Source organism: Vibrio sp. 1CM2L, assembly GCF_023161695.1.
In the GTDB taxonomy this organism is placed as follows: domain Bacteria; phylum Pseudomonadota; class Gammaproteobacteria; order Enterobacterales; family Vibrionaceae; genus Vibrio; species Vibrio coralliirubri.
Map to the genome: position 1 here is coordinate 979,380 of NZ_JALNTT010000002.1, position 22,650 is coordinate 1,002,029.

General features: G+C 44.6%; 20 protein-coding genes. 4 read left to right on the plus strand and 16 right to left on the minus strand.

Going from position 1 to position 22,650, the window contains the following annotated elements; genetic code table 11:
- Nucleotides 1-77: 77 nt before the first annotated feature.
- Together fusA and radA are read right to left on the minus strand one after the other, a co-directional pair.
- Nucleotides 78-2,165 (minus strand): elongation factor G, encoded by a 2,088-nt coding sequence (gene fusA / locus MSG34_RS09480; protein ID WP_048612295.1) that lies wholly within the window; start codon nucleotides 2,163-2,165, stop codon nucleotides 78-80.
- Nucleotides 2,166-2,399: 234 nt separating this feature from the next.
- Nucleotides 2,400-3,779: a DNA repair protein RadA gene (radA, locus tag MSG34_RS09485; RefSeq protein ID WP_017058826.1), complete on the minus strand. Its 1,380-nt coding sequence runs from the start codon at nucleotides 3,777-3,779 to the stop codon at nucleotides 2,400-2,402.
- Between the two features lie 161 nt (nucleotides 3,780-3,940).
- Here radA and MSG34_RS09490 point away from each other — a divergent pair, with 161 nt between their 5' ends.
- A complete protein-coding gene (locus MSG34_RS09490; RefSeq protein WP_248337163.1) occupies nucleotides 3,941-6,286 on the plus strand; it encodes a PilZ domain-containing protein in 2,346 nt (781 codons plus the stop codon).
- Nucleotides 6,287-6,400: 114 nt separating this feature from the next.
- Here MSG34_RS09490 and serB read toward each other — a convergent pair whose 3' ends face one another.
- Nucleotides 6,401-7,381, minus strand: coding sequence for a phosphoserine phosphatase (gene serB, locus MSG34_RS09495; protein ID WP_017058828.1), 981 nt, complete (start codon nucleotides 7,379-7,381; stop codon nucleotides 6,401-6,403).
- 109 nt (nucleotides 7,382-7,490) lie between these two features.
- Between serB and MSG34_RS09500 the strand changes: the two genes are divergently transcribed.
- Entirely contained in the window at nucleotides 7,491-8,102 is a 612-nt protein-coding gene (locus MSG34_RS09500; RefSeq protein WP_076655999.1) for a YtjB family periplasmic protein, read from the plus strand.
- Nucleotides 8,103-8,231: 129 nt separating this feature from the next.
- Here MSG34_RS09500 and deoD read toward each other — a convergent pair whose 3' ends face one another.
- From deoD to MSG34_RS09535, 7 genes are all read right to left on the minus strand, one after another.
- The gene (deoD, locus tag MSG34_RS09505; protein WP_017063285.1) at nucleotides 8,232-8,951 is read right to left on the minus strand and encodes a purine-nucleoside phosphorylase; all 720 of its coding nucleotides are present in this window, start codon (nucleotides 8,949-8,951) and stop codon (nucleotides 8,232-8,234) included.
- 64 nt (nucleotides 8,952-9,015) lie between these two features.
- Entirely contained in the window at nucleotides 9,016-10,236 is a 1,221-nt protein-coding gene (locus tag MSG34_RS09510) for a phosphopentomutase (RefSeq protein ID WP_017068223.1), read from the minus strand.
- A 76-nt stretch (nucleotides 10,237-10,312) separates the two neighbouring features.
- Nucleotides 10,313-11,641 (minus strand): thymidine phosphorylase, encoded by a 1,329-nt coding sequence (deoA, locus tag MSG34_RS09515; RefSeq protein ID WP_050649685.1) that lies wholly within the window; start codon nucleotides 11,639-11,641, stop codon nucleotides 10,313-10,315.
- Between the two features lie 110 nt (nucleotides 11,642-11,751).
- The gene (gene deoC, locus MSG34_RS09520; RefSeq protein WP_048605645.1) at nucleotides 11,752-12,528 is read right to left on the minus strand and encodes a deoxyribose-phosphate aldolase; all 777 of its coding nucleotides are present in this window, start codon (nucleotides 12,526-12,528) and stop codon (nucleotides 11,752-11,754) included.
- A gap of 517 nt (nucleotides 12,529-13,045) precedes the next feature.
- Nucleotides 13,046-14,308 (minus strand): NupC/NupG family nucleoside CNT transporter, encoded by a 1,263-nt coding sequence (locus tag MSG34_RS09525; RefSeq protein ID WP_017058833.1) that lies wholly within the window; start codon nucleotides 14,306-14,308, stop codon nucleotides 13,046-13,048.
- A 204-nt stretch (nucleotides 14,309-14,512) separates the two neighbouring features.
- Nucleotides 14,513-15,325 carry a TatD family hydrolase gene (locus MSG34_RS09530; RefSeq protein WP_248337165.1) on the minus strand — a complete coding sequence of 271 codons (813 nt, stop codon included), beginning with the start codon at nucleotides 15,323-15,325 and terminating at the stop codon, nucleotides 14,513-14,515.
- The gene (locus MSG34_RS09535; RefSeq protein ID WP_164091100.1) at nucleotides 15,306-15,461 is read right to left on the minus strand and encodes a DUF5363 family protein; all 156 of its coding nucleotides are present in this window, start codon (nucleotides 15,459-15,461) and stop codon (nucleotides 15,306-15,308) included. The genes MSG34_RS09530 and MSG34_RS09535 overlap by 20 nt, the downstream gene beginning before the upstream one ends.
- A 246-nt stretch (nucleotides 15,462-15,707) precedes the next feature.
- Here MSG34_RS09535 and MSG34_RS09540 point away from each other — a divergent pair, with 246 nt between their 5' ends.
- Both MSG34_RS09540 and MSG34_RS09545 read left to right on the plus strand, forming a co-directional pair.
- Nucleotides 15,708-17,024 (plus strand): hypothetical protein, encoded by a 1,317-nt coding sequence (locus MSG34_RS09540; protein ID WP_248337167.1) that lies wholly within the window; start codon nucleotides 15,708-15,710, stop codon nucleotides 17,022-17,024.
- Between the two features lie 96 nt (nucleotides 17,025-17,120).
- Nucleotides 17,121-17,819 carry a hypothetical protein gene (locus tag MSG34_RS09545; RefSeq protein ID WP_248337169.1) on the plus strand — a complete coding sequence of 233 codons (699 nt, stop codon included), beginning with the start codon at nucleotides 17,121-17,123 and terminating at the stop codon, nucleotides 17,817-17,819.
- Here MSG34_RS09545 and MSG34_RS24245 read toward each other — a convergent pair.
- From MSG34_RS24245 to MSG34_RS09575, 6 genes are all read right to left on the minus strand, one after another.
- A complete protein-coding gene (locus MSG34_RS24245; protein ID WP_248337171.1) occupies nucleotides 17,816-18,646 on the minus strand; it encodes a LysR family transcriptional regulator in 831 nt (276 codons plus the stop codon). The genes MSG34_RS09545 and MSG34_RS24245 overlap by 4 nt on opposite strands.
- 106 nt (nucleotides 18,647-18,752) lie before the next feature.
- The gene (prfC, locus tag MSG34_RS09555; protein WP_017059244.1) at nucleotides 18,753-20,333 is read right to left on the minus strand and encodes a peptide chain release factor 3; all 1,581 of its coding nucleotides are present in this window, start codon (nucleotides 20,331-20,333) and stop codon (nucleotides 18,753-18,755) included.
- 137 nt (nucleotides 20,334-20,470) lie between these two features.
- Nucleotides 20,471-20,926, minus strand: coding sequence for a ribosomal protein S18-alanine N-acetyltransferase (rimI, locus tag MSG34_RS09560; protein WP_048612301.1), 456 nt, complete (start codon nucleotides 20,924-20,926; stop codon nucleotides 20,471-20,473).
- Nucleotides 20,919-21,317 carry a DNA polymerase III subunit psi gene (locus MSG34_RS09565; RefSeq protein WP_248337173.1) on the minus strand — a complete coding sequence of 133 codons (399 nt, stop codon included), beginning with the start codon at nucleotides 21,315-21,317 and terminating at the stop codon, nucleotides 20,919-20,921. The genes rimI and MSG34_RS09565 overlap by 8 nt, the downstream gene beginning before the upstream one ends.
- Before the next feature lie 136 nt (nucleotides 21,318-21,453).
- Nucleotides 21,454-21,957, minus strand: coding sequence for an N-acetyltransferase (locus tag MSG34_RS09570; protein ID WP_050633588.1), 504 nt, complete (start codon nucleotides 21,955-21,957; stop codon nucleotides 21,454-21,456).
- A complete protein-coding gene (locus MSG34_RS09575) occupies nucleotides 21,941-22,510 on the minus strand; it encodes an SCP2 domain-containing protein (protein WP_157374513.1) in 570 nt (189 codons plus the stop codon). The genes MSG34_RS09570 and MSG34_RS09575 overlap by 17 nt, the downstream gene beginning before the upstream one ends.
- Nucleotides 22,511-22,650: the final 140 nt, after the last annotated feature.

Here is a 22,650-nt window from a genome sequence, read left to right on the forward strand (position 1 = left end):
CAGTATGTTACAAGCAATAAAAAGCCCCGCAAGCTTTCACTTGCGGGGCTTTTTTAGCTAATTGAGAAAAGGGCTAATTACTTACCAGCTTCTTTTTCTGCTTTAACTTTTGCAATCACTTCGTCAGCAACGTTAGTTGGACATGGTGCGTATTGTGCGAATTCCATAGAGAATTGGCCACGACCAGAAGTGATAGTACGTAGGTGACCGATGTAGCCGAACATCTCAGAAAGAGGTACGTCAGCTTTAATACGAACACCAGTAACGCCAGCTTGTTGATCTTTGATCATGCCACGACGACGGTTAAGGTCACCGATAACATCACCAACGTGATCGTCTGGAGTGAACACGTCAACGTTCATGATAGGCTCAAGAAGTTGCGCGCCAGCTTTAGGCATAGATTGACGGAATGCGCCTTTCGCTGCGATTTCAAATGCGATTGCAGATGAATCGACTGCGTGGAAACCACCATCGAAAAGTTCAACTTCAACGTCTAGAGTTGGGAAGCCAGCTAGTACGCCGTTTTCCATCATAGATGCGAAGCCTTTCTCAACTGCAGGCCAGAATTCTTTAGGAACGTTACCGCCCACAACTACAGAGTTGAACTTGAAGCCAGAACCTGCTTCGCCTGGTTTGATACGGTAATCGATCTTACCGAATTGACCAGAACCACCAGATTGCTTCTTGTGCGTGTAGCTATCTTCAATTGCTTGAGTGATAGTTTCACGGTAAGCAACTTGAGGAGCACCTACAGTTAGGTCAACGCCGTATGTACGCTTAAGGATATCTACCTTGATGTCTAGGTGAAGTTCACCCATACCTTTCAGGATAGTTTCGCCAGTCTCTTCGTCAGTCTCAACTTGGAAAGATGGATCTTCTGCAACCATTTTACCGATCGCGATACCCATTTTCTCAGAACCGCCTTTATCTTTTGGAGATACAGCGATTGAGATTACTGGAGTTGGGAATACCATTGGCTCAAGCGTTACTTGGTGCTTAGGATCACATAGAGTGTGACCAGTTTGCACGTTCTTCATACCAACGATCGCAATGATGTCACCAGCTTGTGCGCTAGTTAGTTCGTTACGGTCATCAGCTTGCATCTCAACCATACGGCCAACACGTTCTGTTTTGCCAGTGAATGAGTTAAGAATCGTGTCACCTTTGTTCAGTTTACCAGAGTAAATACGAACGAAAGTTAGAGCACCAAAACGGTCATCCATGATTTTGAATGCAAGCGCTTTGAAAGTTTCATCTGTAGAAACGATAGCGTGTTCGCCAGTTTCTTCGCCGTTCTCGTCCATTAGAGGTTGAGGATCAACTTCAGTTGGAGAAGGTAGGTAATCTACAACAGCGTCAAGAACGATTTGTACGCCCTTGTTCTTGAATGCAGAACCACAGAAAGTTGGGAAGAACGCTAGGTCACGAGTACCTTTACGGATACAACGCTTGATGTCTTCGATAGAAGGCTCTTCACCTTCCATGTAAGCTTCCATTAGGTCATCGTCTTGCTCTACAGCAGTTTCGATTAGCTCTTCACGGTATTGCTCAACGTCATCTACCATGTCCGCAGGAACATCTAGAATTTCGTAGTTTTCAGGAAGACCAGTGTCATCCCAAACGTATGCTTTACGGCTTAGAAGGTCTACAACACCCACGAATTCATCTTCGCGGCCGATTGGTAGAACCATAACTAGAGGAGTAGCACCTAGAACGTTTTTAACTTGGTCAACAACGTTGTAGAAATCTGCACCCATACGGTCTAGTTTGTTAACGAAGATCAGACGAGATACTTCTGATTCGTTAGCGTAGCGCCAGTTAGTTTCTGATTGAGGTTCAACACCACCAGAACCACAGAATACACCGATACCGCCATCAAGTACTTTAAGAGAACGGTATACTTCAACTGTGAAGTCAACGTGTCCAGGAGTATCGATAACGTTTAGACGGTGACCGTTCCAGAAACAGCTTACAGCTGCTGATTGGATAGTAATACCGCGCTCAGCTTCCTGTTCCATGAAGTCAGTAGTTGATTCGCCATCATGTACTTCACCAGTCTTGTGGATTTGACCAGTTAGCTTAAGGATACGCTCAGTGGTAGTTGTTTTACCCGCATCAACGTGCGCGAAAATACCAATGTTTCTGTATTTCGATAAATCTGCCATTGTCTTACTCTGTTAATAGGATATAAAATGCGCGCAGAGTATATCACAATCTGTGAAGACTGATAGCTTTGCATGCATTTGGGACTAAAAAACTTTGCCTTTTTCTAACATATAGAAAAAGGCAATCTGTAGAAACAATCTAAATGATTGTTTAGTTTAGTGCTAATCTAAAGCGCAATTGGCGTTTAAGTTAGACTGAATTTCTGCTGTATAGAGTAGCTGAAGTGAGCTCAATTACAACTCATCAAAAGCATTAATTGCTTCTGATAATTTTTTCACGCCATGGATCTGCATTCCAGGAATACCACCTTTAGGCATGTTAGCCGCCGGTACAATCGCTTTCTTGAAGCCGTGTTTAAATGCCTCATTAAGACGCTCTTGCCCACTTGGTACCGGTCGAATCTCACCCGCTAGGCCTACTTCTCCAAATACCACCACATCTTTTGGCAATGCGCGATCTCTGAAACTTGAAAGTAGAGCCATCACCAACGCAAGATCAGCACTGGTTTCGGTTACTTTAACACCACCGACGACATTCACAAACACATCTTGGTCAGCCATTTGTAAGCCGCCGTGTTTATGCAGCACCGCTAATAACAACGAAAGCCTGTTTTGCTCTAGGCCGACAGCGACACGACGCGGGTTAGCCAGCTGGGAATAATCCACCAGCGCTTGAATTTCAACAAGCAATGGACGAGTACCTTCCCACACAACCATCACCGAACTGCCCGAGGTTTCTTCTTCACCACGAGACAAGAAGATAGCCGATGGGTTGCTGACTTCTTTTAGTCCTTGGCCTGTCATAGCAAACACGCCTAACTCATTGACCGCACCAAAACGGTTCTTGTGGCTGCGCAGCGTTCTAAAGCGGCTATCGGTTCCACCATCCAATAGAACAGAACAGTCAATAATGTGCTCAAGTACTTTTGGCCCGGCTAAGGTGCCGTCTTTAGTTACATGTCCAACTAAGAACACAGCAACGTTATTCTGTTTTGCGTAGCGCGTTAATGCAGTTGCCGATTCACGAACCTGAGCAACACTGCCCGGTGAAGATTGAACATCAGCAACGTGCATAACTTGGATGGAGTCGATAACCATGATCTTTGGCTGTTCTTTTTCGGCAACCTGACAGATCTTATCTACGTTGGTTTCAGAGAGCATCTTTAGGTGCTCTTTTGGTAATCCAAGTCGAGAGGCGCGCATTGCAACCTGCTGTAAGGATTCCTCACCTGTTACATAAAGAGTCGGCAGTTGAGAAGAGAGCTGACACATGGTCTGCAATAGTAATGTTGATTTACCCGCGCCTGGGTTACCACCAATCAGGATCGCAGCACCAGGGACAACACCACCACCGAGTACGCGGTCGAGCTCTTTGAAGCCACTACTAAAGCGTGGCACTTCTTGTAGATTAATTTCAGATAATGTCTGAACGCTCGATTCTGTTACTGCACCTGCATAACCAGATAATCTTTCATTGCGCGCTACTTGAGGTGAAGCGGCTAACCTAACTTCTGTAATCGTGTTCCAAGCACCACATGCGTTGCACTGCCCCTGCCAACGTGGAAAGTCAGCACCACAGTCATTACACACATAAGCTCGTTTTGCCTTAGCCATAAAACCTCAATAATTTACTCAGTTACACAATGATGTTGTCAATTTGTGACTTATTTGACCGTACGGGTGAAAATAAACGTTGCAGTCATACCACTTATACTTAAAGATCGATTTAAACTAGTCGATAACATAAATGCACCGTCCATTCTAACAAGAAAAGTATGCAGCAATCTGAAATTCTATCTGTAGCAGAACGTCTTATCCCGGCCTACCACGCCGAAGATTTCGAATTCCTTCTTTCTCAAATGACAGAAGGCGAATCTCCGTCTCTAAAACTGCTGGTTAAAATGGAACTGAATCGTATCATGGCTCCGTGTACAAAGAGCATTGATTTACGTGGGCGCATTGATAATGAATGTCGTCAGTTCACGTTAGACGGCCGTAAGCACTGGCTCGATGACATCGCTTTAAACGCGTATCAACGTGGTACGAAAAAGTTTAAAGGTTACACAGAAGGCGCATGGGAGTTAGTAATGACTCCGCGAACTCAGCCTCTGAGCGTTGTTAAAACATCTTCTCAAGGTAACCACGACATTACTAGCGCCAATAGCCCGTATGAAGCGGAAGCTATTAACCTAGGTTACGACTTAAAGCGCCAAGAGAACAGACTCAAGATTAGCTCGCAGGTAGAGATCACCACATCGAAAGGTCAAAGCCTACATGGTGTAACGGTTGATATATCCCCGTCGGGTGCAAAGTTCAAGGTGCCGAGCGCCTTTCGATACAACCTCGGCGAGATCATCAGCGTTAAGTTCTCAGAGCTTATCGAAAAGTCCCAAGAAAACGATGTTAACCAAGCGGTTGAATTTCGTGTTTTGGGTATCGACGAATCTTATGAGAACAACGCGGTCAAATTTCTAAGAACCATCAAGGTAAGCGACAACAATATTGTGGCTCGCTTACTCGATGAGTCTTTAAATAGCACCAGTAAGAAAACCAGCCATGAAAATCAAGATAGGGTCATTCGAACTCGTACTCGAGGAATCGAACACACCTATTTAAAGCACACTTGTAACCTTCCCCTGTTTTTCAGCGGCAGCGAACTAAAGCTTGCCCTACTGACGGATAACAACCATCCGTTATGGCAATACTGGCACGACGAGCGAAATCAACAAGCGCTGGGCACCCTGTTCAACGAGCAACGTATGAACCTGCTGGCGAAACCAGGAGTGAAGGGAACCAGTAACGTTATCTATTCGTTTACCCATGAACACCAAAACAAGACCTTGTTCTATTCAATGATGCTGCCTGAAGCCTCTCGTGAACAAAGACAGCTGTTCTGGCACATCGGTGGCAAACGTAAAAGTTGGAAGGCGTTCAAGTTCTCGGTTTTCGAACTATCAGACACCGAACGACAAGCATTAGCTAAACACTCGGACACGCTGGCTCAAAGCTCAGCTCAACTGACGCATTGCGGAATCTTGCAAGAGATCGGCGATCACGAAAGTGCAGCTGATTATCTTCTGAGTGAAAAACCACGCATTCCAAGCAGTGAATTGAACCGCTTCCGTCACCCGCGTACTGTCGTCGGCAATATTCAAAGCATCTACTTTGACTCTCAGACTCGTCGTAAAGAGCCGAGATACCAATTTAAGTCACCGTTGCAACTCACATCACAAGATGGCGCAGCGGCGAACGGACACACCTTAGATATCTCGAAGCGTGGACTGAGCATTAGCCTTGAACACCCAATGGTACTCAAGATTAATGATCCGGTATTAGTGAACTTCAATGAACTGCAGCTCTATGACAAGAACCTGCCACTAAGCACCGTGCCTTACCACGTGATTCGTGTGAGTCCGAATGGCCGCAACGTGCAGTTGGTTATTGCCGAGAACGCCAAGACAATGCGTACCATCGCTTTCCTTAATGGGCTTATCGATCAAAACCAAAATAAGCTGATTAAGAAGCAAGAGATACTACCAACGCATTCACTACTCGAATCACTGCACAACATTTTGTTGAGCAAGATGGTCAGTAACCCAATATTCATTGATAAGCCAAGTTCAACGCTGCGCTGTAAGATCATTGGTGTGAATTTCCCACTGAATAAGCATCTAGCGTTACTCGCTAAACTTGGTCACAACCAAAAGTTCTCACTGGAGCCAATCTTTAAGGGTCACACCAACTCACTGTTGGCTGAGCCACTGAAAAGAATTGAAGGTGCGGAGCCTAAACATCATGACGTGTACATTGCTGCAGTTAAGTTTGGCGATAAGATCCAATCAGTACACACCAAGCTGGTCAAAGACTTCGCCTCAGCAAAGGAACGCATCTTATTCATTAAGAAAGCGCAGCACTTAGGTGATGTGTATGTATTGCGAGTCACGACGGCACCTATCTTTAATCCGCTAACGAGTTTATTCCAGTCGGATTTAGAAGAGCTTTCACGCATCAGTATGCATCAAGCTAAGAAGCTAGAGAATGAGGTGACTGCGTTTATCGGTTATGGTGAGATAGAAGACATTACCGATGAAGTGTTGATTCGATTAGAGCTGACACGCTAACTTCGAACCGCGTTTTAACTTAAAATAGAAAAAGCAGGCTGATAGCCTGCTTTTTTGTGTCTGAGCCACTATTGCTAAATAAGATACATAGCTAATAGCACTTAGGTAGAACCCCTAAGGTTTCGCTTGCCAGCTGATCTTCTGCTGCTTAGCCAATACACCGGACAAGATGCACAGCACCCCGCCTAAACCTGCGTAACGCACAGCAGTTTGAGCTTGCTGCTCTACTTTTGGTTTTGCGTGGTAGGCAATGCCTAGACCTGCAGAGCCCATCATCACCAAGTCATTGGCTCCATCACCAACGGCAACGGTATTGTGCAGTTCCAATTCGTACTCTTCAGCCAACTCTACCAAGATATCCGCTTTGGTCTGCGCCGAAACAACATCACCTAACACTTCACCTGTTAACTTACCGTTGACGATCTCAAGCGTGTTTGATTGAGCATGGTCAAGATCAAGGGTATCTTTCAGATAATCAGAGAAGTAAGTAAACCCACCTGATGCAATTGCTGTTTTCCAGCCAAGCTTATTCAGAGTATTCACCAGCCCGACCAAGTCTGGCATGAATGGCAAAGACTGACGCACTTGCTCTAATATCGACTCATCCGCACCTTTCAGTGCTCCTACTCGTTGGCGCAGGCTCTGTTCAAAGTCGAGCTCGCCTTGCATCGCTCGTTCTGTGATTTCAGAGACTAACTCTCCCACTCCAGCTAGCTTGGCAATCTCATCGATGCATTCAATTTGAATCGCTGTGGAATCCATATCCATCACGATCAAACCTGGCTTAGATAAGTCTGGGACCTCGCTAAGGCAAGCATAATCAAGCTTTAGCGCTTGGAGGATTTCTTCGTGTGCTGGCGTTAGATTGCCTGACATCAAAGCCACTTCATAATGCCCAACCTTCCACGTATCGAGGATGGTGTTGTAAGTGCCAGTGAAAAAGTCGATGTCATCGAAAGATTGTGGAGATAAGTACTCACCAAACACAATCCAATTGGCCTTGGATTTAGCGAGTTGAGAAGCGAAACGAGTCTCGGGGAGTCGAGTTAATAATGTGGTATGCCTTTTTATCGGCAGATATTTCTGAGCGTCCATGTGTATGATTCCTAATTAACTATGCTAAACGTTAACCTATTGCAATTTGAAAACGCAAGTCTCAATATGTCTTAATCATAACATTTGTTTATTTCAGGCTTCGTGAAACATGAATGAATCATTGTTCTCAATACGTAACGCTTTACGAATGCTAGCCCTCATTTTGTTGGCTACCATGTTCGTTGTAACGATTAAAAATACGGTCGTGATCAGTAAAGGTAACGAGAAGATCCAAGCAAAACAGTTGGAAACTCTTACCAAGCTGCTTATCTCTCAGGCATCACTTTCAGCCAGCAAGATGATCACGCAACAAGACCAAGAGCGATTACTTGATCTGACTAACCAGCTATCTCAAGACCGACTGGTGTTCGATACCACCATCTATGATGCAGAGGGTATTCGACTGGCTTCGAGTGAAAAAGCCCTCTCGGTACGTGAGGTTCTAGGCTTAGATACGCCACTTTCAACAGCAAGTATCGGCAGACAACAATTAGTTGAACCTATTTATTCACCAGAGAAGACGATCATCGGCTTTATTCGAGTGACCTTCGAAACCGGTAAGATGACGGCGATTTCTGATCACCACTACCGCAAAAGTGATCGCTACATGATCGGTATGGTATTGATGGGGTTTGTGAGTGGCGTGTTGTTCATCATGCTGATTCGCAGAAGACCGACTAAATCTGGTGAGAACTTACTGTTGAAGAATGTAAGCTCATAAATACACTAGGCTGACAATAAAGACACTAGATTGAGAATAAATATCGCAATCCAATAAAAAGCCCCGACGCTCAGGCAGCAACGGGGCTTTTTGTTATCTGTTGACTTATCAAGCTAAGACAAATCAATATTATTCTTGGTCACCAAGCAACACTGAGTCTAGTGCGATAACCATCATGTCGTTGAAAGTCGTTTGACGTTCATCTGATGTCGTTTGCTCACCAGTCTTGATGTGGTCAGAAACAGTACAAATCGTTAGAGCTTTTGCGCCGTATTCCGCGCATACACCATAGATGCCTGCCGCTTCCATCTCTACGCCAACAATGCCGTATTTATCCATTACTTCGAACATCTCTGGATCTGGCGTGTAGAACAACTCAGCCGAGAACAGGTTACCGACTTTTACGCCGACACCGAGAGCTTTGGCTGCATCTTCTGCCGCGCGCACCATTTTGTAATCCGCAATAGCCGCAAAGTCATGATCTTTAAAACGAATACGGTTCACTTTAGAGTCAGTACATGCGCCCATACCGATCACCACATCACGCACTTTGATATCTTCGCTCACTGCACCACAACTGCCCACACGAATGATCTTCTTCACACCAAAGTCTTTGATCAGCTCAGTCGCGTAAATAGAACAAGATGGAATGCCCATACCGTGTCCCATTACCGAAACCTTACGACCTTTGTAAGTACCGGTGTAACCAAACATGTTGCGAACGTCGCACACTTGAACCACTTCTTCTAAGAAGGTTTCAGCGATGTATTTAGCACGTAGCGGGTCGCCTGGCATTAAAACTACGTCAGCGAAATCACCCATTTCAGCATTAATATGTGGAGTAGCCATTGAAAATATCCTTAATCTCAAAACAAAAAAGAAGAGAGAGGTTTCCCTCTCTCTTCGTTAACTATTATAGAAAGCTTGTACCGTGTCCCATTGGCGATGTACCAAAGTATGACGCTAAGCTTTGACCGATATCAGCGAACGTATCGCGACGGCCTAAAGAACCGGCTGGAACCTTCTGACCGTAAACAATCACAGGGATGTGTTCACGAGTATGGTCTGTACCTGGCCATGTCGGATCACAGCCGTGGTCAGCGGTTAAGATAAGCACATCGTCTTCTTTCATCATATCGATGATTTCATTGATGCGACCATCGAAGTACTCAAGTGCCGCTGCGTAACCAGCAACATCACGGCGGTGGCCGTAAGCTGAGTCGAAATCAACGAAGTTAGTGAACACGATAGTGTTGTCGCCCGCTTCATTGATCGCTTCTTTGGTTGCTTCAAATAGCGCAGGGATACCTGTTGCTTTGGTTTTCTGAGTGATGCCACAACCCGCGTAGATATCAGAGATCTTACCGATTGAGTGAACGTTACCGCCCTTCTCATCAACCAACTTCTGAAGAATGGTAGCTGCAGGTGGCTCAACAGAAAGGTCACGACGGTTACCAGTACGTTCGAATTGACCTTTACCTGGGCCAATGAACGGACGAGCGATAACACGACCAATGTTGTAATCTTCTAGCTCTTCACGAGCAATCTGACACAGGTCTAATAGGTTTTGCAGGCCGAATGTTTCTTCGTGACAAGCGATCTGGAAAACAGAGTCTGCAGAAGTATAAAAGATAGGCAAGCCAGTCTTCATGTGCTCTTCACCTAGGTTATCTAGGATCTCTGTGCCAGATGAGTGGCAGTTACCCAAGAAACCAGACAGGCCTGCACGCTCAAGGATGCGGTCAGTCAGTTCTTTTGGAAAGCTGTTCTCTTTGTCGGTGAAGTAGCCCCAGTCAAACAGTACAGGAACACCCGCGATTTCCCAGTGACCTGATGGCGTGTCTTTACCAGAAGACAGCTCAGCAGCGTGACCGTAAGCGCCAATGATCTCAGCGTCTGCATCCATACCAGGAGCAAAACGACCTGTAGACTCTTTGTGAGCCATCGCTAGACCTAGCTTAGACAGGTTTGGCAATGTCAGTGAACCTTTACGATCTGCATTGTCTGCAAGACCTTGGTCACAATGATCTGCGATGTGGCCCATAGTGTCAGAACCTACATCACCAAATTTGTCCGCATCCGCTGTTTCACCGATACCGAATGAATCTAAAACTAAAATAAATGCTCTTTTCATTTTCTTCACCAACTTATTGCTCTTTGCACCAGAACTCTGTTTATCGGCATACACTAGGCATGCCGATATCTGTTATTTACACGTCTTCAGAACGAATCTGACGGTAAACGTCTGGCGTTGCTGTATATTCTCCGCCCACAGTGATTGCATTTTGTAATGCTGTTGCAGCTTCTTGCCACTGTTGTTCGTTGCGAGCATGAATCATTGCTAATGGCTTATCTTCACTTGCTACTTCACCTAGGCGAATGAAGTGATCAAAACCGACTGCGTAATCAATGCTGTCAGTTGCTACACGACGACCGCCGCCCATACCAACCACAGCCATACCAATTGCACGAGTATCCATTGCTGATACCACACCGCTTTCTAGCGCGTACACTGGCTTAATAATGTCTGCTTTTTCTAGATAGTTATCGTAGTTCGTTACGAAATCAACTGGACCACCAAGGCCCGCTACCATCTTACCGAAGCACTCTGCTGCTTTACCGTTGTCCAGTACTGCCATCAGTTTTTCGCGCGCTTCGTCTGAATCTTTAGCTAGGTTACCCAGCACCAACATTTCAGCACACGATGCTAGCGTGATCTCTAACAAGCGTGGGTTACGGTATTCACCCGTTAGGAACTGAACCGCTTCACGAACTTCTACTGCGTTACCCGCTGAAGAAGCCAGTACTTGGTTCATGTCCGTTAGGATTGCTGTTGTTTTCGTACCCGCACCGTTTGCTACTGCAACGATAGATTTCGCTAGCTCTTCAGATGCTTCGTAAGTCGGCATGAATGCGCCTGAACCTACTTTTACATCCATCACTAGAGAATCAAGGCCAGCAGCCAGTTTCTTAGATAGGATTGAAGCCGTGATTAGCGAGATGTTGTCGACTGTTGCTGTGATATCACGAGTCGCGTAAACACGCTTGTCAGCAGGAGCTAGATCGCCTGTTTGACCGATGATAGCCACGCCAGCATCTTTCGTTACTTCACCGAACACATCATTGGTTGGTGTAATGTTGTAACCCGGAATAGATTCTAGCTTGTCTAGCGTACCGCCAGTGTGACCTAAACCACGACCAGAGATCATTGGAACGAAACCGCCACATGCTGCCACCATAGGGCCAAGCATCAGAGAAGTTACGTCACCAACACCACCAGTAGAGTGTTTATCAACGATTGGGCCATCAAAGTTCATGTGGCTCCAGTCAATCACCATGCCTGAATCACGCATTGCACATGTTAGTGCGATACGTTCTGGCATCGTCATTTCATTAAAAAAGATAGCCATTGCGAATGCTGCAATTTGGCCTTCAGAAACCGTGTTTTTAGCCACACCTTGAATGAAGAAGTTAATTTCTTCAGCTGTTAGGACTTCACCGTCACGTTTTCTGCGAATAATTTCTTGAGGTAGATACATTAGTGCCTCCCAAACTCAAGTGAGTATGGTTTGTAGGGAAAGAGGTAATGTGGAGTGACTTAACGCCACTCCATCAAACAGACTAAATCTTGTTACACCCGATTGGGATATTAGTATGCTGCTGGATCAGCAGTTTGGTCTGTCACTTCTAATGTATTAAGAAGGTTAGTTAGTAGGCTTGAAGCACCAAAACGGTAGTGCATGTTGTCTGCCCACTCAGCGCCTAGTAGCTCATCAGCCATTGCTAGGTATAGTGCTGCATCTTCAGCAGTACGTACGCCACCAGCTGGTTTGAAACCAACTGTTTTAGCAACGCCCATGTCACGAATAACTTCAAGCATCATGCGCGCGAATTCTGGAGTCGCGTTTACTGGCACTTTACCTGTTGAAGTTTTGATGAAGTCTGCACCTGCTTCGATACAGATTTGAGAAGCTTTCTTGATCAGTGCTTCTTCTTTCAGTTCACCTGTTTCGATGATCACTTTAAGCGTGATGTCACCACAAGCTGCTTTACACTGTTTAACTAGCTCAAAGCCAACTTCTTCGTTGCCAGCAATAAGAGCACGGTATGGGAATACTACGTCAACTTCGTCTGCGCCGTACGCTACCGCTGCTTTTGTTTCTGCAACAGCAATTTCGATGTCGTCATTACCATGAGGGAAGTTAGTTACAGTCGCAATGCGTACTTCTGGAGTACCTTGCTCACGCAACGCTTTCTTAGCTGCTGGGATAAAGCGAGGGTAAATACAGATTGCAGCGGTGTTGCCTACTGCAGTCTTCGCATCATGACAAAGCGCCACTACTTTTTCAGTCGTGTCATCGTCATTTAGCGTAGTTAGGTCCATAAGTTTAAGTGCACGTAGAGCTGCTGCTTTTAAATCGCTCATTTCTATCTCCGATCAATATATTCAAATAGTTAACTACTTCGCCCTCCATCCAGTATAGATGGATATTTTAGTAATGCTCAGTAGCCACAAATGAACGGACTTGGTTCCCTGAAGACTTGATAACTTTCGCTACCAATTGCAATCCTTGTCACCGCACAGTACCAGTTTGGTCTATGGCACAACAAATCAGTCATGTTGTGTCTAACATCTATAGCGTATCGCTAATTTTGGCTTAATCCCAGAAGAATAACGTTCGAGTTGATTTCGAGGTTACTTTCTTGCCAACAGAGACATCCTATCCCTTTAGCTTATACATTATAGGTATCCATCAATAAATTGTAGTGCTCCTTAGAACGCAAACGGTTTGTATCTCAAAAAAACATTCTAGACCCATTAATCGACTTCAAGCTGATGCTTATGCCAAAGAAACACTAGGCCTAAAAACAAAAAAGCCCCGCAGCAATTTCTTGCTACGGGGCGATATTATTATGGCGTCTATATATCGATTTCTAACTAATTAGAAAGACAGGAAGAAGCCAGCAATTGTTGCTGCCATCAGGTTAGATAGAGTACCAGCAATTACCGCTTTAACACCCATACGTGCGATGTCGTGGCGACGGCTTGGTGCAATACCACCTAGACCACCTAGAAGAATCGCAATTGAAGAAAGGTTTGCGAAACCACATAGTGCGAATGCGATGATAGCTTGAGTCTTCTCAGACATCACTTGACCAGTTGCTGCAACAACTTGAGCGTTTTCACCAACGTATGGTACGAAGTTTAGGTATGCAACGAATTCGTTAACAACTGTCTTCTGACCAATGAAAGAACCAGCGATAGTTGCCTCTTCCCATGGAACACCAATGATGAATGCTAGCGGTGCGAAGATCCAACCTAGAAGAAGTTCTAGAGTTAGGTTTTCCATACCGAACCAACCACCGATGCCACCTAGGATACCGTTGATTAGAGCAATTAGACCGATGAATGCTAGTAGCATTGCACCAACGTTAAGTGCTAGTTGTAGACCAACTGATGCGCCACCTGCTGCTGCGTCGATAACGTTAGCTGGTTTGTCATCGCCACCGTCCATTTCGTCAGCGATGTTGTCGTCTGGCGTGTCTGTTTCAGGCTTGATGATTTTAGCGAATAGTAGACCACCAGGTGCTGCCATGAATGACGCTGCAACTAGGTACTCTAGAGGTACACCCATAGATGCGTAACCTGCTAGTACACCACCAGCAACAGAAGCCAAACCACCACACATTACTGCGAATAGTTCAGAGTTAGTCATTTTAGGAACAAATGGACGAACAACTAGAGGTGCTTCAGTTTGACCAACGAAGATGTTTGCTGCTGCAGACATAGACTCGGCGCGAGAAGTACCTAGAGCTTTCTGAAGACCACCACCAAGAACTTTGATTACAATTTGCATAACACCAATGTAGTAAAGTACAGAGATAAGTGCAGAGAAGAAAATCAGAGTTGGTAGTACTTGGAAAGCAAAGATGAAACCGATACCGTCAACTGAGAAGTTAACTAGGCTGCCGAATAGGAAACCAGTACCGTCTTTACCGTAGTCGATCACGTTTGCTACACCAGCAGAGAAACCTGCAAGTAGATCACGACCCCAAGGGATGTAAAGTACGAATGCACCAAGTGCGAATTGGATAGCGAAAGCGCCACCCACTGTTCTTAGATTAATAGCTTTGCGGTTGTCAGATAGTAGTACTGCGATTGCGATCAGTGCAACCATTCCGACTAGGCTCATAAACAGGCTCATAGTTTATGACTTCCTTATTAGTTATTTATTGGCGTGTTACAAAATGGGGCTATAAAGCGGAGGCAATTATACTCATGCGACCACTAATAAAGTAATGCCGTCCTCACACTTTCGTAGAAGATTCATGTACCATTCACACGCAAATGTGACCCAAATCACAAGCTAAGTGCAATTTACGCAAACGATAAACAAAAACCTTCGATTTTATTCACATATACCGAATGCGCGATGGCTATTTTGCCAAATTTGCGCTGCAATCGATTGCTTTGGCTCTTTTCTAAGCAAATAAAGTTCATTTAAGATCGTAACTAAATGTTTGGAATGATTAACATTTCCTTGGTTTCCATACATGGGCATGTCCGGAGCATCCGTTTCCAACACCAAGCATTCAAGGGGCAGTTTTGCGATGGTTGTGCGTGTTTTTTGCGCTCTTGGGTAAGTTATCGTTCCACCGACGCCAATATAGAAACCGAGCTTGATCCACGCCAAAGCTTGCTGTTCACTCCCTGAAAAGCCGTGAATCACCCCTCCAAAAGTAAACTTGTGTTGCTTTAACAACTCAATAAGTCGGTTGTAAGACTTCCTCTCATGGATGATTAAAGGCAGCTCAAACTCCTTGGCAACTTCCATTTGTTGGATGAAAAAGCGCTCTTGTTTCTCTCGTTCAACGTCCACAAAAAAGTCGAGTCCGCACTCACCTATCGCAACACATTGGCTGTTTTTTGAAGAGAGTAATTGGCGAAGTTCCGAAAATTGTTCGTCATTGGCCTGCTCTAAAAAGTAAGGATGGAAGCCTAATGCATAGTAAACATTGGGGTGAGATTGAGCGATTTTGTCGAGTTTGTTCCAGTTACTTTTACCAATAGAAGGAATCAGCAACTTCTCAACTTGGGCTTGTTTCGCATCTTTGAGGTAGAGATCAATACTTTGTTCAAGTGCAAAACCTTGTTCAAACGCCTCAAAATCCGCATGGCAATGGGTATCAAATAGCAGAAAATCACTTAATTCTGATGTCATCTTCCCCACTCTCTGTTTGTTGTCCTTGAGGATCACGACGATGAGGCACACAGCTGCGCTTATTCTCAGGCGTTAAACCAAGCTCCTCACACCACTCATCGTATTTCTTAATCCATACTTTTATCCAACCGAACATATTTACCCCGCCCCTTCTATCATTATTTGGTGAAAAGCCAACACATAAAGTAGAGAGCTAAAACTACACATACAAATCATTTAAAAGCCTAATAATTAGCCCAAACACCATAAATGCATAAATCTAATTTATACATCAACACTAGCTGGCTATATTGTTGAAAATCTCATCAGAACAAATAATAGCCGCACTTGCCAAGGAGGCACTGATAGCAAGACGCCTAATTAAACGACGAGATCCTACATTATGAAAGCATCACTCTTAGCCATTACAATTTCTAGCGTGTTAGCTGCACCCACTTTTGCTGCACCTTACCAAGTTGATGTTGAGCTAGCCAACCAACAAACACTTCAGCTTATTGATGGACAAATGAAAGCGGTTGATGCTTCTGTTCAGTATAAGTTAAACGAACAATATGCAAATGCAACGCCAGGCACTACGGCTACAATCGATGATGTCACTTATGAGAAACAATCTAACGGCTCTTGGGCTGCTGTTGGCGCGGCTTCAGCTGCATTGGTTGCTGGGTTGCTTTCAAGTAGTTCGAGTACGTCTTCTGGTACTGACGAAGCTATTCCTTCATTACCTGTATACATTACTCCAGACAATGACCTCCCTGAATACGGCGAAGGTGACTGGGGACAAAATGCAGTGGCTGTTATTGGCGACCAAGTTATCGTTAACGGCGAAACGGTCGGCACAATTTCTAAAGTAAGCAACGGTTATGTCATTACTGGTAATGATGGGCAAGTAATGTCTGGCATTCAAATGGGTGGTACTGAGTACTACGTTATCAGTAATGGTGGTGAGCTCTCTCTAGTTCATATCGCTGAAAACGGCATGGCTCAAATAATTTCTGGTGACCGTGTAGTCGATGCCATTAAAAGTGCTGACTTAGGTTGGGGCAAACCAGGCACACCAGACAATGACCTCCCTGAATACGGCGAAGGTGATTGGGGGCAAAATGCAGTGGCAGTTATTGGCGACCAAGTTATCGTTAACGGCGAAACGGTCGGCACAATTTCTAAAGTAAGCAACGGTTATGTCATTACTGGTAATGATGGGCAAGTAATGTCCGGCATTCAAATGGGTGGCACTGAGTACTACGTTATCAGTAATGGTGGCGAGCTCTCTCTAGTTCATATCGCTGAAAACGGCATGGCTCAAATAATTTCTGGTGACCGTGTAGTCGATGCCATTAAAAGTGCTGACTTAGGTTGGGGAAAACCAGGCCAAAGCCCTAACCCAACCGTTTCAGTTGCTCTAGCCGGTGAACATATAGAGGTCACGGTTAATGGAAAATCTCGTACAACGGAGTATACAGCTGAAAGAGTTGGAGATAGCGTCAACATTCTAGATCGCGAAGGTAATATTGTAGGCATCGGGTACATTAATATCGACAACGAAACACTTGAATTCCGCAACGGTATTGTTGTAAACGACCGAGGTGACGTGACACTTCCTTCTGCGGTTAAAAACAACGTAAAGGACAAAGTTCAATCTATCGACCCTGCTAAGCTACAGAAAGCGAAGTCAGCAATTCAACAACGTTTACGCGGCTAAAATTTAACCTGAGTTGAACCCGCTCACCCGATAATAGTGAACGCTATTATCGGGTGTTTTACTCACTAGCTAAGGAAAGCGATTCGGAACTAAAATATGAAACGCCTTCTATTAATACTTGCTTCCACTTTTCCTTTTCATTCATCTGCAAATGACACCCTTGTTGAATCTATTGAGCGTTTTACCGATATCTTTGGTATTAGCTTTTCCAAAGTCGATGATTCCACAGTAGCAACGCTCGATGCTAACTATAGAATGACGGATGACTTTCGCGTCTTTGGCGATATTGATACCGACTTAAACTGGGAAGTTGGAGTCGGCTATTCATTCTGGCAGGGGAGTACTTACTATACCGAAAATACATTTAAAGCGAGTGAAAAAAAACTCACCACAGGGATCTTTGCGGCTAAATTACTGCATGAAGATTGGACGCTGATCGGTGATATTAATTACAACTACAAATTCGAACAAGAGCAATGCTATGACTTCCGCAACCTAACCTGTACTCCATCAGACTCTATAGAATACAGTGTAGGCTTAATGTGGAGCCCTATAAAATATGCTGATCTCTTGCTTAAATACAACCAAGAGATTGGGGTAAAGAATAACGAGTACTATCTAGATATCCCAGCGACTGGAAATAGAATCAGCCAATCAGATAAAACAAACCTCCAGTATTATGAGCTGGTCACTTTTATTAACATTAAATATCTAAAGCCCTCTATAACGTACTCATACTTCCCAGAAAACACTGATAATAACTATGTGGAATTCGGTCTAGCCTTCGATTTCTAGCTATTTAGTAGCTGTTTAAGCTCATCTCGTAGCTCTTGGTGTTGCCCATTAGTTTGATACTTCTTGTGATAAAAAAACTCAAACTCCACAGGACGCATTGAGAATGGAGGTTCATGAATTTGTAAACCGATGGTTTTTGCTAAATGGATCATACTAACCGGAACCGCAGCAATGTAGTCAGTTCCTTTAACTGCTAGGAGCAAGTTCGTTAGATTGCGAACTTCAATTGCCACATCACGCGTGAAGCTCTGCTCGGAAAGAAAGTCGACTATTTGAGTATCTTGTCGAAGTAGCTTCAAGGTTACATGCCGTGCTTCAAGAAACTCATCCATTGAAATCTGCTCACCAAATTTACTGACCTCGGGATCGCTCATCAATAGCAGTCTATCGGTTGTCGCAAATTCAGACGCTAAGCTCGCTTGTTTCGGCAAACCAGTATCGACCACTAAATCTACTCGGTTGAGTCGGATATCCTCGACAACGTTATCAACAGAGATTGGTGATTCAACCAGCTGAACACCATTGAGCATGGGCATCTTGTGGAGCAGATTCGCAGGCATATAAACGGTGAAATCACGCTTTCTTGATACTGCACCTTCCATCAACTCTAAAGCATCAGATAATTGACCTGCCAATTTGTGAGCCATTGACGTTGGTTCTATTGAACGCCCTACTCTTACGAACAACGCATAGCCTACCACCGCTTCAAACCTCTTGATTGCAGCACTGACCGCAGGTTGAGTTAGCTCTAACGATTCAGCCGCTTTGGTTATCGATCTTTGTTGATATACAGAGAGGAATGGCTTTACTAAATTGAGATCAAACACGCTTTACTCCATCAAAACGGTGTACTCTTAGTGTAACAAAAAAGCCGAATGCTAGAAGCAATTCGGCTTTAATATTATCCAACAGTGTTATGTAGAACTGTCGCTATTAGTGCTCGCGCGTCGCTCGGAATTGAACTTCAGGGAAACGTTCAGAAGCTAGGTTCAAATTCACCATAGTTGGTGCGATGTAAGACAGGTTGTCACCGCCATCTAGCGCAAGGTTAGATTGGTTCTTACGTTTGAATTCTTCTAGTTTCTTAGCGTCATCACATTCAACCCAACGAGCTGTTGCAACGTTAACACCTTCGTAGATAGCTTCTACGTTGTATTCCGCTTTCAAGCGCGCTACAACCACGTCGAACTGAAGTACACCAACCGCACCAACGATCAGGTCGTTGTTCTGCATAGGACGGAATACTTGTACTGCGCCCTCTTCTGAAAGCTGAACCAAGCCTTTTAGAAGTTGCTTCTGCTTCAGTGGATCGCGTAGACGGATACGACGGAATAGCTCAGGTGCGAAGTTAGGAATACCAGCGAACTTAAGGCTCTCACCTTGAGTAAAGGTATCACCAATCTGGATAGTACCGTGGTTATGTAGACCGATAATATCACCCGCGTATGCTTTCTCAGCACGAGCACGGTCACCCGCCATGAAGGTTACCGCATCAGAGATACTTACACTCTTACCAGTACGAACATGGTTCATCTTCATACCTTGGTTGTAAGTACCCGAAACGATACGCATGAATGCGATACGGTCACGGTGTTTAGGGTCCATGTTTGCTTGGATCTTAAAGACGAAACCAGAGAACTTCTCTTCTGTCGCTTCAACATCACGCTCGTTCGCTTGACGCGTTTGAGGCGCTGGAGCCCACTTCGTTAGACCATCAAGCATGTGGTCAACACCAAAGTTACCCAATGCAGTACCGAAGTAAACCGGCGTTAGTTCACCCGCAAGGAACAGTTCGTGATCAAACTCAGGACAAGCACCGATAACAAGCTCTAGCTCTTCACGTACGCTTTCCGCAAGATCAGCACCTACCGCTTCATCTAGCTCAGGGTTATCTAGACCTTTGATGATGCGAACTTCTTGGATCTCGTGGCCGTGGCCAGATTCATACAAGATCGTTTCATCACGGTGAATGTGGTAAACACCTTTAAACTCTTTACCACAACCAATTGGCCATGAAATTGGAGCACAAGCCATACCTAGCTCGCTCTCTACTTCATCAAGCACTTCCATTGGGTCACGAACGTCACGGTCAAGTTTGTTCATAAACGTTACGATTGGCGTATCACGTAGACGCGTTACTTCCATTAGTTTACGAGTACGATCCTCGACACCTTTCGCAGCATCGATAACCATCAAACAAGAGTCAACCGCTGTTAGCGTACGGTACGTATCTTCCGAGAAATCTTCGTGTCCTGGAGTATCTAGTAGGTTTACTAGGCAATCATTGTATGGGAATTGCATTACCGACGTAGTTACCGAGATACCACGTTCTTTTTCCATCTCCATCCAGTCAGATTTAGCGTGCTGGTTAGAGCCACGGCCTTTTACGGTACCCGCTTTTTGAATCGCGTTTCCGAATAAAAGAACTTTTTCAGTAATCGTGGTTTTACCCGCATCCGGGTGAGAGATAATCGCAAACGTTCTACGTTTGCTCACTTCTTGTTGGAAAGACATAGTCGCCCTTTGCTGATCTAAAGCGTAAAAAGGGCAAGTAGATGATACTTGCCCTTGAATTCTGTGTGCGGATTATACAGAAAGCGTGTCACTTTCTAAAGGGTCAGTTTACACCCTATTTTTCGCGTACTCTCTGCTTAGCTAAACGACATAAAAAGATAGCTCATAATGATGGCGTCTTCGTTGCCTTGCTTGGTTGGATAATAGTTACGACGGCGATCAACTTCATTGAAGCCGGCCTTTTCATAAAGATTAAACGCATTCACATTACTTTCGCGAACTTCTAGCCAAGCGCTTTCCGCACCAGCTTGTTCGCACATATCAAGGAAATGTTCCGTTAACGCTTTTCCATACCCTTTACCCTGCAGGCTTGGGTCTACCGCGATATTAAGCAATGTGACTTCGCCAACGATGTTTTGCGCGAAGAAGTACCCGACCACTTGCCCATCGACTTCAAGCACATGATGACAAGCGCCTCGGCTATCAAGATCTCGGATCATGTTTTCAGACCAAGGGTGAGAATGCGCGGCCTGTTCTATCTGCCAAATGGCATCTAGGTGTTGTTGTGAAGTCGGTAAAAATTGATTAGTCATAAGCACAAATTTGTTGCCATAAGTCGCGGCGGTGTTGGTTGTTACCGTTAATGTCAGACAGTAATGGCGATTGAAGTGTTTTAGCCTTCAGCTCTTGAGGCGACTCGCAACCAGCAAACCATACCCACTCAACCGAACCTAAATCCACAGTAGACAAGTGTTGCGGTTGAAGGTGTAAAGCCTGAGATAAGTCGAGCTTGATACTTTTGAGTACTCGCTCAAACATCACGGCGAGATCTTCCTGAGGTTTTTCAGGCGAAACCAACAGTAACTTGCAATCGTTCGAGAGCAGAGTCAATTCAGATTCATAACCCGCTAAACGCTCTGGATGACTTAGCTCCCATTGGCTAATGCCCATCTCTTGTAGGTATTGCGCATGTGTTTGTGACATATCTAGCGATAGTAACCTTAAGTTGATTAGAGCCGAAGCTTATTAGAACTGGGCTGATACTAACAAAAAATAAAGGAGCATCAAGCTCCTTTATTTAGACTAAATCAGTTTGTATCTTATTGCGTGATAAATCAGCTTATAAGTCGTTGAACTCTGGGCTGTAAGCAATCTCACCAGCATGTCCAGCAAACGCACCGTCTACCAATTCAATCGCTTGGAAAGCACCTTCAGGCACATCCCAAACACAACTCAGACCAAACTCGCTCGCTGCCTTGAAACCAAAGCGGCTGTAATAAGCAGGGTCACCAAGCACAACGCAAGCTGGGTAACCAAAATCAACCAAAGTGGAAAACGCATCTTCAACTAGAGATTTGGCAATGCCTTGGTTGCGGAACTCTTCTTTTACAGCGAGAGGCGCAAGCCCTTGCCAGTTATGATCGTCGCCATCAAGAGTGATAGGGCTAAACATCAGGTGACCAACCACCTCGCCTTCATCAGAACAAGCCACCAGCGATAGCGTTAAATGGCTATTCTCACGCAAGCTCATAACCAAGTTAGCTTCTGCATCTGTTTCAAAAACAGATTTCAATAAACGATCAATGACAAGTATATCTGCCGGTGCTTCAGTTCGAATAAGCATTCATTACCTCACTTTGTGTATCTGGGGATTGTACTCCCTTCTGCACAAAATCAGCTAATTGATTTAACAAAGTTTTCATAGGAGCCGGCAATAAGTCCAAATCTACGCTATCCATCAAGTTTTTGACTTCTAAACCGAGCTCGGTATCGCCTTCAATAGACAGTCTACGTTGGAAGAAAAGCGTATCTGGGTCTTCTTTACGCCCCGCAATCAACACAAGATCGTTAAGATTGCCGCTAAAGCTTACATCTTCAGCCACCTCTTTATCAGCTACAACCAGTTGCTCATTTTTGTAGCTAATACACCAACTTAACCCCATGTCTTTTATTGAGACTTTCAGCCATTTGTCTTCTAAAAACTCAAAGTCACCGTCCTCTAAAGCTTCCTTGAAGACATTCTTAAGCGCCTCCAATAAGGCTCTTTTTTGTACTGTTTTAGGCAATAACTGGACTGGAGATCGCAAAATTGATGCGGCATTTTGAACTAGTTGAGTGCGAATCTTGTTTATCACGTGACTTATCCGTAACTTTGTCAATAATATGGAATGCATCATAGATGATGTTGAGATCTCAGTTACTGTTATGTATCAAATTAACTTCTGTTTGATACTCGACCTTTAATATCCTGAAAATCACAGTTATAGTAACTCAGGTAATGAGAATTACAGCGGATCGCTGCACTCACAGGTAAATA

Excerpts from the sequence above, each read along its gene's own strand:
- fusA (WP_048612295.1), bottom strand. The coding sequence starts at position 2,165 with ATGGCAGATTTATCGAAATACAGAAACATTGGTATTTTCGCGCACGTT.
- radA (WP_017058826.1), bottom strand. The coding sequence starts at position 3,779 with ATGGCTAAGGCAAAACGAGCTTATGTGTGTAATGACTGTGGTGCTGAC.
- MSG34_RS09490 (WP_248337163.1), top strand. The coding sequence starts at position 3,941 with ATGCAGCAATCTGAAATTCTATCTGTAGCAGAACGTCTTATCCCGGCC.
- serB (WP_017058828.1), bottom strand. The coding sequence starts at position 7,381 with ATGGACGCTCAGAAATATCTGCCGATAAAAAGGCATACCACATTATTA.
- MSG34_RS09500 (WP_076655999.1), top strand. The coding sequence starts at position 7,491 with ATGAATGAATCATTGTTCTCAATACGTAACGCTTTACGAATGCTAGCC.
- deoD (WP_017063285.1), bottom strand. The coding sequence starts at position 8,951 with ATGGCTACTCCACATATTAATGCTGAAATGGGTGATTTCGCTGACGTA.
- MSG34_RS09510 (WP_017068223.1), bottom strand. The coding sequence starts at position 10,236 with ATGAAAAGAGCATTTATTTTAGTTTTAGATTCATTCGGTATCGGTGAA.
- deoA (WP_050649685.1), bottom strand. The coding sequence starts at position 11,641 with ATGTATCTACCTCAAGAAATTATTCGCAGAAAACGTGACGGTGAAGTC.
- deoC (WP_048605645.1), bottom strand. The coding sequence starts at position 12,528 with ATGAGCGATTTAAAAGCAGCAGCTCTACGTGCACTTAAACTTATGGAC.
- MSG34_RS09525 (WP_017058833.1), bottom strand. The coding sequence starts at position 14,308 with ATGAGCCTGTTTATGAGCCTAGTCGGAATGGTTGCACTGATCGCAATC.
- MSG34_RS09530 (WP_248337165.1), bottom strand. The coding sequence starts at position 15,325 with ATGACATCAGAATTAAGTGATTTTCTGCTATTTGATACCCATTGCCAT.
- MSG34_RS09535 (WP_164091100.1), bottom strand. The coding sequence starts at position 15,461 with ATGTTCGGTTGGATAAAAGTATGGATTAAGAAATACGATGAGTGGTGT.
- MSG34_RS09540 (WP_248337167.1), top strand. The coding sequence starts at position 15,708 with ATGAAAGCATCACTCTTAGCCATTACAATTTCTAGCGTGTTAGCTGCA.
- MSG34_RS09545 (WP_248337169.1), top strand. The coding sequence starts at position 17,121 with ATGAAACGCCTTCTATTAATACTTGCTTCCACTTTTCCTTTTCATTCA.
- prfC (WP_017059244.1), bottom strand. The coding sequence starts at position 20,333 with ATGTCTTTCCAACAAGAAGTGAGCAAACGTAGAACGTTTGCGATTATC.
- rimI (WP_048612301.1), bottom strand. The coding sequence starts at position 20,926 with ATGACTAATCAATTTTTACCGACTTCACAACAACACCTAGATGCCATT.
- MSG34_RS09565 (WP_248337173.1), bottom strand. The coding sequence starts at position 21,317 with ATGTCACAAACACATGCGCAATACCTACAAGAGATGGGCATTAGCCAA.
- MSG34_RS09570 (WP_050633588.1), bottom strand. The coding sequence starts at position 21,957 with ATGCTTATTCGAACTGAAGCACCGGCAGATATACTTGTCATTGATCGT.
- MSG34_RS09575 (WP_157374513.1), bottom strand. The coding sequence starts at position 22,510 with ATGATGCATTCCATATTATTGACAAAGTTACGGATAAGTCACGTGATA.